Source organism: Brevundimonas sp. Root1423, from assembly GCF_001426805.1.
This window is the reverse complement of record NZ_LMFL01000027.1, coordinates 21918-32232: the sequence shown is the minus strand read 5'-3', so window position 1 is coordinate 32232 and position 10315 is coordinate 21918. Positions and strand designations below refer to the sequence as shown.

9 protein-coding genes are annotated in these 10315 nt (G+C 69.0%); 6 read left to right on the top strand and 3 right to left on the bottom strand.

Annotated elements, in window-relative coordinates; genetic code table 11:
• The 6 genes from ASD25_RS31300 to ASD25_RS17385 form a co-directional block, all read left to right on the top strand.
• The coding region (locus ASD25_RS31300; protein WP_200943655.1) for a hypothetical protein at nucleotides 1-165 on the top strand (165 nt) is incomplete at its 5' end.
• 223 nt (nucleotides 166-388) lie between these two features.
• The gene (locus ASD25_RS17405; protein WP_055831169.1) at nucleotides 389-676 is read left to right on the top strand and encodes an integration host factor subunit beta; all 288 of its coding nucleotides are present in this window, start codon (nucleotides 389-391) and stop codon (nucleotides 674-676) included.
• A gap of 16 nt (nucleotides 677-692) precedes the next feature.
• Entirely contained in the window at nucleotides 693-1112 is a 420-nt protein-coding gene (gene mscL / locus ASD25_RS17400; protein WP_055831167.1) for a large-conductance mechanosensitive channel protein MscL, read from the top strand.
• A 187-nt stretch (nucleotides 1113-1299) separates the two neighbouring features.
• The gene (locus tag ASD25_RS31035; protein WP_235562776.1) at nucleotides 1300-1854 is read left to right on the top strand and encodes a hypothetical protein; all 555 of its coding nucleotides are present in this window, start codon (nucleotides 1300-1302) and stop codon (nucleotides 1852-1854) included.
• A complete protein-coding gene (locus ASD25_RS17390) occupies nucleotides 1760-3367 on the top strand; it encodes a DNA polymerase Y family protein (RefSeq protein WP_162246630.1) in 1608 nt (535 codons plus the stop codon). Before ASD25_RS31035 ends, ASD25_RS17390 begins: the two co-directional genes overlap by 95 nt.
• Nucleotides 3364-6657 (top strand): error-prone DNA polymerase, encoded by a 3294-nt coding sequence (locus ASD25_RS17385; RefSeq protein WP_235561783.1) that lies wholly within the window; start codon nucleotides 3364-3366, stop codon nucleotides 6655-6657. The genes ASD25_RS17390 and ASD25_RS17385 overlap by 4 nt, the downstream gene beginning before the upstream one ends.
• A gap of 77 nt (nucleotides 6658-6734) precedes the next feature.
• Here the strand turns inward: ASD25_RS17385 and ASD25_RS17380 are convergent, their stop codons facing one another.
• The 3 genes from ASD25_RS17380 to ASD25_RS17370 form a co-directional block, all read right to left on the bottom strand.
• The gene (locus ASD25_RS17380; RefSeq protein WP_055831159.1) at nucleotides 6735-6920 is read right to left on the bottom strand and encodes a hypothetical protein; all 186 of its coding nucleotides are present in this window, start codon (nucleotides 6918-6920) and stop codon (nucleotides 6735-6737) included.
• A complete protein-coding gene (hppD, locus tag ASD25_RS17375; protein ID WP_055831157.1) occupies nucleotides 6913-8016 on the bottom strand; it encodes a 4-hydroxyphenylpyruvate dioxygenase in 1104 nt (367 codons plus the stop codon). The genes ASD25_RS17380 and hppD overlap by 8 nt, the downstream gene beginning before the upstream one ends.
• 255 nt (nucleotides 8017-8271) lie before the next feature.
• Nucleotides 8272-10236 carry a M1 family metallopeptidase gene (locus ASD25_RS17370; RefSeq protein ID WP_055831155.1) on the bottom strand — a complete coding sequence of 655 codons (1965 nt, stop codon included), beginning with the start codon at nucleotides 10234-10236 and terminating at the stop codon, nucleotides 8272-8274.
• Nucleotides 10237-10315 lie beyond the last annotated feature (79 nt).

Genomic DNA, 10315 nt, shown 5'->3' with positions numbered 1-10315 from the left:
ACCGGCATCGACAAGGCCTCGCGCCGCGTCTCGGTGTCGATCAAGGCTCTGGAAATGAAGGACGAGACCGCGGCGATCGAACAGTTCGGTTCGTCGGACTCGGGCGCCTCGCTGGGCGACATCCTGGGCGCGGCCCTTCGCGAGAAGGCCGGCGCCAAGGAATAGTCTCCTTTGTGATCTGGATACGGATCAGGCGGCGGGAGCAGTCCCGCCGCCTTTTTCGTGCGCGCGACTCGCAGATTTATGAGCGTTAACCGACATTTCGCCGGTCAATCGACCAGGCGGGGCTTTTTCCTGCGGCGGGTGGAGGCTAGGGTGGGGTTGCATCCCGTGCCCGGATGCACCCGTATGGGCTCTGGGAAGGGCTGAACTGGGCGGGGGCCTGCCGATGATAAAGTCTGAGCTGATCGAGAAGCTCGCTGCCGAGAACACCCATCTGACCCATGCCGAGGTCGAACGGGTGGTCAATATCGTGCTCGGCCAGATGGTCGATTCGCTCGGCGAGGGCGGCCGCGTGGAGCTTCGCGGCTTCGGCGCCTTTTCCGTCCGGGCCCGTCCCGCGCGGGCGGGGCGCAATCCCCGCACCGGCGAAACCGTCGATGTGCCGGCCAAGGCCGTGCCCTTCTTCAAGAGCGGCAAGGAGCTGCGCGAGCGGCTGAACGCGGCCGACGCCTGAACTCCGGAGATCGACGATGGGCCTCATGACCGAGTTCAAGGAGTTCATCGCCCGGGGCAATGTCGTCGACCTGGCGGTGGGCGTCATCATCGGCGCGTCATTCGGCAAGATCGTCACCAGCCTGGTCGAACAGGTGATCATGCCGCCGATCGGCCTGGCGCTGGGCCGGGTCGATTTCGCCAATCTGAAATGGGTTCTGGCCCCCGAGGACCTCTCCACCGAGGCGGTCGAGGAGGTGGCCATCCAGTACGGCGCCTTCATCAACACCCTGATCCAGTTCGCCATCGTGGCCTTTGTGGTGTTCCTGCTGGTCAAGGGCATCAACCGGATGCGCCGCGAGCAGGCGGCCCAACCGGAGACGGCGCCCGCCCCCACGCCGACCGAAGCTCTGCTGGCCGAGATTCGCGATGAGCTGAAGGCGCGACCCGGGGCCTGATTTCCCTCTTGTGACGGCGAACGGGATTCTCTGTTTGACTCCGGAGCCTGTTGGAACAAATAGTGAACATCTGGATTTCCGGACTCTCATGACCCCCGCGCCCCTGTCATCTCCCGCTCTGTTTCCCGAGAGGCCCGCGCCGCTGGAAGAGGCGTGCGCGGCGGGTCCGCGCGATGGGGCTGCCATGATGGCGTTCGCCCTGTCGCGTCGACTGGAGGGGGATGGGCGGCCGGTGCTGATGACCGCGACACGGGCATGGCTGGGCGAGCACGGCCGGCCCTATGGACCCGGCTTGCCGGGCGTGTCCCTGATCCTCGCGCCCGTCAACACGGCGGCCGAGGCCTTGTGGACCCTGGAACAGGCGCTGCGGTCCGGAGCGGTGTCCCTGGCCCTGGGCGCGGTGGATGCGGCGACTCTGACCCAGACCCGGCGGCTGGATTTCGCCGCCAAACAGGGCGGATGCGTGGGGCTTGTGTTGCCGCGCGGGCTGGACGGGCTCAGCGCGGCGCGGCGGCGCTGGCGGATATCGACCCTGGCCAGCGCTGTCGATCCCGACGATGCCCGGGCCCCCGGCCCGGTGCGACTGGCGGCGGAACTGGTGCGGGGACGCGGCGAACGGCCGGGGGCGTGGATGCTGGAGCAGGATGATGAGACGCATCGTCTCCGTCTGGCTGATCGACTGGCCGGTGACGGTCTGGAGGCGATCGGCCATGCGGGCGCGTCGTCCGGCCTCGCCGCCTGACCCCGCCCTCGATCCGAAAAACCCGTTCGCCCTGATCCTGAAGAACAACCGGGGCGCGGCGATCATCCACGCCCTGAATCCGGCGGCGCGGGCGACGGGTCTTCGGCGCGGCCAGACCCAAGCCGACGCCCGGGCCATGATCCCGCATCTGATCTGCAAGCCCGCCGATATCGAGGCCGACGCCCGCGCGCTGACGGCGCTGGCGGTCTGGGCCGAGCGCTGGTCGCCTTCCGTCAGCGTCGATCCGGCGGGAGAGGGGTTGGAGGGCCTGTTCCTCGACCTCACCGGCGCAACCCATCTGTTCGGCGGCGAGGCGGCCCTGTTGGTTCAGATCCGCGACCGGTTGGCGGAGGCGGGAGCGCGGGCCCGCGTCGCCATGGCCCCGACGCCGGGGGCGGCCTGGGCTCTGGCGCGCTGGGGAGAGTCCGAGGGCGGCGGCTGCATCGCCGACGATGAGACGGCGCGCGGCCTGCTGGCCCCTTTGCCAGTCGAGGCCCTGCGCATCGACGACCGCACCCTGACCCAGGCGCGGCGGTTCGGGCTGAAACGGATCGGCGACCTCTATCCCATGCCGCGCGCGGGGCTGGCGCGTCGGTTCCGGGACGGGGCCGGCGTCGGTCTGGTGCAACGACTGGATCAGGCCCTGGGCTTCGCGGGCGAGGCCCTGACGCCGGTGCGGCCGCCGCCGAAATACCGGGCGTGGCAGGCCTGGATGGAGCCGGTCGGCGACATCGAGGGGGTGGAGGCGCGGCTGGCGGAACTGGTCGCCGACCTGACCGCGCCGCTGCTGCGCGACGGGCAGGGGGCCAAGGCCCTGACCCTGACGGGCTTCCGCTCGGACGGCCGGACCACCAGCCTGTCGGTGCGCATGGGCCGGCCCGGTCGTGAAGCGGGGGTGTGGCTGCGGCTGTTCCGTGAGGCGGGGCTGGGCCGGCTGGAGCTGGGGTTCGGCCTCGACGCCATGATGCTGACCGCCGATGCGATCGAACCAATGACGGCGCGACAGGGGGCGCTGGAAAGCGAGGCCGAGGCGAAACAGGCCGAGAGTCTGGCCGCCCTGATCGACCGCCTGACCGCGCGGCTGGGCGAGGACCGCGTGCTGACGCCCGAGCCCGTCGACAGCTGGCTGCCCGAGCGCGTCGAGCGCTGGCGGCCGGCGCTGGGGCGGTCGCCAGCCGCGGCGAAGGGCCACGCGCGCCGGCCGATCCTGCTTCTGGACCCGCCCGAACCGGTCGAAGCCCTGGCCGAACTGCCCGACGGCGCGCCGGTGCGCTTCACCTGGCGGCGGCTGTCGCGACGCGTGACCCGCTCTGACGGGCCGGAACGGCTGTCGCCCGAATGGTGGCGGCCCCGCCCCGATGACCGCCAGGTGCGCACCCGCGACTACTACCGCGTCGAGGACGACGCGGGCGGCCGCTACTGGTTGTTCCGCGAAGGCCTGTACGGCCGGGAGTATTCGGGTGCGGCGGAGGAACGGGCGCCGTCGTGGTGGATGCACGGGGTGCTGCCGTGAGCGCCCCGGGCTCAGGCTGGGACGGCCAGTACGCCGAACTGGGGGCAATGACGAATTTCAGCTTTCTGGAGGGCGCGTCACACCCCGGCGAGATCGCGATGCAGGCGAAGGCCTTGGGGCTGGGCGCCATCGGCGTGGCCGACCGCAATACCCTGGCGGGGATGGTGCGGGCGCTGATGGGGGCCGAGGACGTCGACATCCCGCTGGTCGTGGGGTCGCGGCTGGGCTTCACCGACGGGACGGAACTGATGGTCTTTCCGCGCGACCGCGCCGCCTATGGCCGGCTGTGTCGGCTGTTGTCGCTGGGCAAGACCGAGGTCGTGCCGCAAGCCGGGGTCGACCCGGACGCCGATCGCATTGAAAAGGCCGAAACGCGGCTGACCTTCGAACAGGCGGCCGGGCTGGGCGAGGGCATGATCGCCCTGGCACCGGCGCCGGAAACGCCCGACGCGGCGTTCGAGGCCCGGCTGGCGGCATGGCGAAAGGCCTGGCCCGACGACCTGTATCTGGCGGCGGCGCCCCTGTGGCGCGGCGACGACCGCAAGCGGCTTAACCGTCTGGCGGCGATGGCGCATCGCACGGGCGCGTCGATGATCGCGACCAATGCCGTGCTGTACCACCACCCCGACCGGCGGATGGTGCAGGACGTCCTGACCTGCATCCGCGAAGGGACGACCATCGACAAGGCGGGCCGGCGGCTTCAGGCCAACGCCGAGCGCCATCTGAAGCCGCCGGCCCAGATGGCGCGGCTGTTCCGCGGGCATGAGGCGGCGCTGGCGCGGACCATGGAGGTGGCGCGGGCGTGCCGGTTTTCGCTGCGGGAACTAGAGTACCGGTATCCTGATGAGCCCGTGCCGGCGGGCTGGACGGCGCAGCGGCGCCTGATCCGGCTGGCCTTCAAGGGCGCACGGGAGAAATGGCCTGACGGGGTTTCACGGAAAATCCGCGACACGATCGTCAAGGAGCTGAAGCTCATCAAGCTCCTGAAATACCCCAACTACTTCCTGACCGTGCACGACATCGTGCATTGGGCGCGGACGCAGGAGAAGCCGATCCTGTGCCAGGGGCGGGGCTCGGCCGCGAACTCGGTGGTCTGCTTCTGTCTGGGCGTCACCAATGTAAACCCCGCCGAGCAGGACGTGCTGATCGAGCGCTTCATGTCCGCCGACCGGGACGAGCCGCCGGATATCGACGTCGATTTCGAGCATGAACGGCGCGAGGAGGTGATGCAGTACGTCTATCGCCGTTATGGCCGCGACCGGGCGGCGATCGTGGCCACCATCATCCACTACCGGCCCCGCTCGGCGATCCGCGACGTGGGCAAGGCTCTGGGGCTGACCGAGGACGTGACGGCGCGCATGGCCGACACGGTCTGGGGCTCATGGGGCGACAGCGTGAAGGACGAGCATGTCGACCGCACCGGCCTGAGCCGCGACGACGTACGCATGCGGCTGGCGCTGGAGCTGACGGCCGAACTGATCAAATTTCCCCGCCATCTGAGCCAGCACGTCGGCGGCTATGTGCTGAGCCAGACGCCGCTGCTGGAGATCGTGCCGATCGGCAACGCCGCCATGTCGGACCGCACCTTCATCGAGTGGGACAAGGACGACATCGACTTCCTCGGGCTGATGAAGGTCGATGTGCTGGCGCTGGGTATGCTGACCGCGCTGAGGCGCGGCTTCGACCTGATCGCGGAACACTATGAGCGCCGGTTCGAACTGGACACGGTCCCGCCGGAGGATCCTGAGGTCTACGACATGCTGTGCAAGGGAGACTCCCTCGGGGTCTTCCAGGTCGAGAGTCGGGCCCAGATGTCGATGCTGCCGCGGCTCCGTCCGCGGGTTTTCTACGATCTGGTGGTGGAGGTGGCGATCGTGCGGCCGGGCCCGATCCAGGGCGGGATGGTGCATCCCTATCTGAAACGGCGGGCGGAACGGCGCGAGGCGGAGCGGTCGGGCCGGCCCTTCGTGATCGACTTTCCCCACCCCTCGCCCGAGCATGGCGACCGCGACGAACTGAGGCGGGTGCTGCACAAGACCCTGGGCGTGCCCCTGTTCCAGGAACAGGCGATGCGGATCGCCATGGAAGCGGCGAAATACACCCCCGCCGAGGCCAACAGCCTGAGGCGGGCCATGGCGACCTTCCGGCACATGGGCACCATCGGCGAGCACGAGGTGCGGTTCACCAGCCGGATGATCGAGCGCGGCTACGATCCCGACTTCGCCCGCAGTTGCTTCGACCAGATCAAGGGGTTCGGGGAGTACGGCTTTCCCGAAAGCCATGCCTGCTCCTTCGCCCTGCTGGTCTACATCTCGTCATGGATGAAGCTCCGGTATCCCGAGGTGTTCACCGCCGCCCTGCTCAACAGCCAGCCGATGGGCTTCTATGCGCCGGCCCAGCTGGTGCGGGACGCCATCGAGCATGGGGCCGAAGTCAGGCATCCGGATGTGAACCGCAGCGGATGGGACGCCTCGCTTGAGCCCCGTCCGGGCGAACCCTGCGCCCTGCGGCTGGGGATGCGGTCGATCGACGGTTTCAGGAAGGACTGGGCCCTGCGGATCGAGGCGGCGCGCGCGGTCGGGCCGTTCGCCGATCTCGACGATCTGCGTCGCCGCGCTGACCTGCCGCCGTCGGCGCTGGACCGGCTGGCCGAGGCGGACGCCTATGGGTCGCTGGACCTGACGCGGCGGCAGGGGGTGTGGGCGGCAAGGGGGGCCGCGCCGGCGTCATCGGCGCCGCTGTTCGAGGCCATGGGGCTGAACGAGGCCGACGGCCGCCCGCCCGAGGCCCTGCCGGTGCTGGCGCCGTCCGAGGAGGTGGTCGGCGACTACCAGACCATCCGCCTGTCGCTGAAGGGCCATCCGGTCAGCTTCCTGCGCGACCGGCTGGCGGGCGTCGGGGCCCTGACGGCGAAGGCCTATCCGGGGCTGGCAAATGGGCGCCGGGTTGCGATCGGCGGGGTGGTGCTGGTCCGTCAGAGGCCGGGAACGGCCAAGGGCGTCTGTTTCATGACCGTGGAGGACGAGACCGGCGTGGCCAATCTGGTGCTGTGGCCCGACGTGTTCGAACGCTTCCGGCCCGTGGCCATGGGCGCGCGCATGGTGCTGGCGCGGGGCAAGGTGCAGACGGCGGAGGGGGTCACCCATCTGGTCGTCGATCAACTGGAGGACTGGACGCCGGTGCTGGGCCATCTGACGCCGGATTCGGCGCCGGGATCAGGCCATACGCCAGCGCGGGGGCGGCATCCGCGGGACGTGCGGGTGCTACCCGGATCGCGGGACTTTCACTGACGAATTCTCCGGAGAATTCGACGACGGTTTCGGGTGCGAAAGCGAAGACAAAACAGGGAAGCGGAAGAGGATGGCTACTACCCCCTCCGCTGAAACCGCCACTTCCAGATTCGATAGCCGACGATGGGGGCGAAGCCGCACACCAGGGCGGCGACCAGAACCGTCCAGAATCCGCCGCCCAGCCCATATTCGCCGACCGCCGCCCCGACCGCGGCCGCGAGAAGCGGGCCGAGCCAGGGCAGCCAGGACGGCGGCTTAGGCATCCACCTTGATGACGCCGCGCCGGATCTGGTCCAGCTCGATGGAGTCGAACAGGGCCTGGAAATTGCCCTCGCCGAACGCCTGGTTGCCCTTGCGCTGGATGATCTCGAAGAAGATCGGGCCGAAGGTGTCCTGGGTGAAGATCTGCAGCAGCAGACCTTCCTCGTCCGAACCGTCGATCAGGATGCGGTTCTTGCGCATCCGCTCCACGTCCTCGCCGTGGTTGGGCAGGCGTTTGTCGATCAGTTCGAAATAGGTCTCGATCGTGTCCTGGAACGGAATGCCTCGGCGCTTCAGCTCCTCCACCGTCTCGAAGATGTCGTCGGTGGCCAGGGCGATGTGCTGGATGCCCTCGCCGTTGTAGCGGCGCAGGAATTCCTCGATCTGGGAATTCTCGTCCTGGCTCTCGTTCAGCGGAATGCGGATGGCGCGGTCGGGCGCGATCATGGCCTGGGAGAACAGGCCGGTCGCCTTGCCCTTGATGTCGAAATATTTCTGCTCCTCGAAGGCGAAGACGTCGCCGTAGAAGCCGGACCAGGTGCGCATCTGGCCGCGCCGCACGTTGTGGGTCAGGTGGTCGAGCATGAACAGGCCGACGGAGTTCTTGCGCTCGGCCTCTTCCCAGCCCTCGATCTCGTCCCAGCCGTCATACAGCGAACCGGCGTCGCCATATTGATCGACAAGGTAGAGCAGCGAGCCGCCGATGCCCTGCAGGATGTAGGGATAGCCGCCGCCCAGGGCGCCGCCGTCATGACCCTCGGCCGGACGTCCGCCGCGCGACACGGCGCCTTCGAAAGCCGCCTTCGCATCGGCCACGCGGAAGGCCATGCCGTTGGCCGAAGGGCCGTGCTCGGTCGCGAACTCGCCCGCCTGACCCTTGGGCGAGCGGTTGACCAGCAGGGTGATGTCCCCCTGCTTCAGCCGCACCACGTCATTGGCCGGGTTCACGTGAGTCTGGGTAAAGCCCATGAGTTCAAGGCGCGCGATCATGGCCGCCGGATCGGGGCCCGTGAACTCGACGAACTCGAAGCCGTCGACGCCGAGCGGGTTTTCCTTGTCCAGCCGGGTGGCCGCGTCGGATTGGGGCGCGTCGTGCATGGGGCGTCTCCTGAAAGCGCTTGTCGGCGTTGGCCGCCGTTCGTCGGGCGGAACCTAGTGACCGGAAGGGCGGAAGCCAAGGCTAGCGGCGGTCACATGGGCGTGGTTCTCCCTCGCCCGAAGTGGTGGGGGACGACGAGGCGAAGACGAGCCCCGGGTGGGAAAGTGCGAACCCGCCGCCGTGCGGGCTTGCCGCTGCAATTCCTCACCCGGATCGCTGCGCGATCTTTCCTCCCCATGAAGGGAGGGAGAAGGCTAGTTGGGCCGGCCCACCACAGCGTCGACCGAACCGGTCGTCACCGGGTGATAGCCGGGCCGAGCCCGGGCATAGATCCGGGTGGCGATGGGACGGCCCCAGTCCCCCTCGGCCCACAGGCTGGTGAACAGCGGCAGGACGAATTTGCGCCGGCCCATGGTGGTCAGGAAGTTCTCCAGCGTCGGGACAGCAGCCTGATAGCGATGCTGGACAGCGATCTGCAGCCAGGCGAACAGCACCTCGGCATTGCCTTCGTTGCGCAGGTTCAGGGATGATTCCAGATCGGCCAGCTGGGCGTCGGTCAGCCAGTCAGCGCCATCGCGCAGGCCAGACGGCCGCCAGGCGAGGAAGCGCTGACGCTCCTGCGTGGACCAGCCGGCCCACGGGATCGCCGAGGCCGGACCCTTGTCGGCGAAGAAGGCGCGGGCGGCCGCGTCGACCGGACCGAAGGCGCCCGACACCGGCGGCTGCCAGTTCGACGGCATGCCGGGCTGATAGATCCAGGCGTCCATCATCAGCTGACGTTCCAGCGCGGCGTCGCCTGCGATCAGATGGGTCCGGATGTCCTGCAGGAACAGGTCGGTCGTCATGGGGCGGAAGGCATTGCGCTCGAAATAGCTCTTCAGCCAGGCGTCGAACCGTTCGCGCCCGACAATCCGTTCGATGGTGAACAGGAAGGCGGCGCCCTTCTCATAGGCGACGTCGGTCAGGCCTTCGTCGGGATCGCGCCCCTCGAGGTCGAGGTGCAGCCGGGTGTCGGCGGCGGGCAGGCCCGCCATCTCCGTCTGCAGGTCGCCCCAGCCGAGCGCGCGCAGCATCAGGGCGCGGTCCTCGCCATAGAGGGCCTCCATGATGCGGTTCTCGAAATAGACGGTGAACCCCTCGTTCAACCACATGTCGTTCCAGGTGGCGTTGGTGACGAGGTTGCCCGACCAGCTGTGCGCCAGCTCGTGCGCCACCAGCGAGACCAGCGACTGGTCGCCGGCGATGATGGTCGGGGTCGCGAAGGTCAGGCGCGGATTCTCCATCCCGCCGAACGGGAAGGACGGCGGCAGGACCAGCAGGTCGTAGCGGCCCCAGCGGTAGGGGCCGTACAGCCGCTCGGCCGCGTCGACCATGGCGGCGGTCGGGGCCAGTTCGGCGCGGGCGGCTTCCAGACGCGAGGGCTCGGTGAAGACGCCGGTGCGCTCGTCGATGGCGGCGAAGGCCAGGTCGCCGACGCCGATGGCGATCAGATAGGGCGGCACCGGATTGGTCATGCGGAACCGCCAGGCCTTCATGCCGGGACCGGCGTCCTCCCCCTCGGGCGTCAGCTGCTGGGCGCTCATGACCACGCGCAGGTCGGCGGGGGCGACGATGCGGGCGTCATAGGTCTGGCGGATGCCGGGGCTGTCCTGGGTCGGCACCCAGGTGCGCGTCAGGATGGCCTGGCCCTGGCTGAACAGATAGGGCTTCTGGCCGCCCGCGGTCTGGGACGGGGTCAGCCACTGCAGGGCGGCGGCGTCGGGTCGGGTCGAATAGGCGACGACGATGCGGCGCTTCTCACCCGCGGCCAGCGCCGGGAAGCGCACGGTCAGGGGCTGGCCCTTGATGGGGTCGCTGGCGCCGGTCTCATACTGCAGGGGGGCGCCGGCGGCGTCGGTGACGTTGCGGATATCCAGGTTCTTGACGTCCAGCACCACCTCGTTCGCGCCAGGCCGGCCCTGGATGTCGAGCGACGCCGTGCCGGCGAGCGTATGGGCCCGGAAGTCGGCGGTCAGATCCAGGGCCACGTGGCGCACATGGGCGATCTCGGGCCGCGCATAGGTATGGGTGTCGCGCGCGTATTCCGCCGGGGCGGCGGCCGAGGCCGGAAGGGGCGGCATGTCCGAGCCGGACGAGGGGCCAAATCCGGGCATCGAGGCGCATCCTCCCAGAGCCGTCGCGAGGGCGAGGGCGGAGACCAGTCCAAACGTGCGGATCATCGAGAGTCCTTGACCAGAAGGCCCGCCGTCATTGTTTCGGCGGTCGGGCGGGTTCGTTTCCTGCCGGGACAACGCTCCG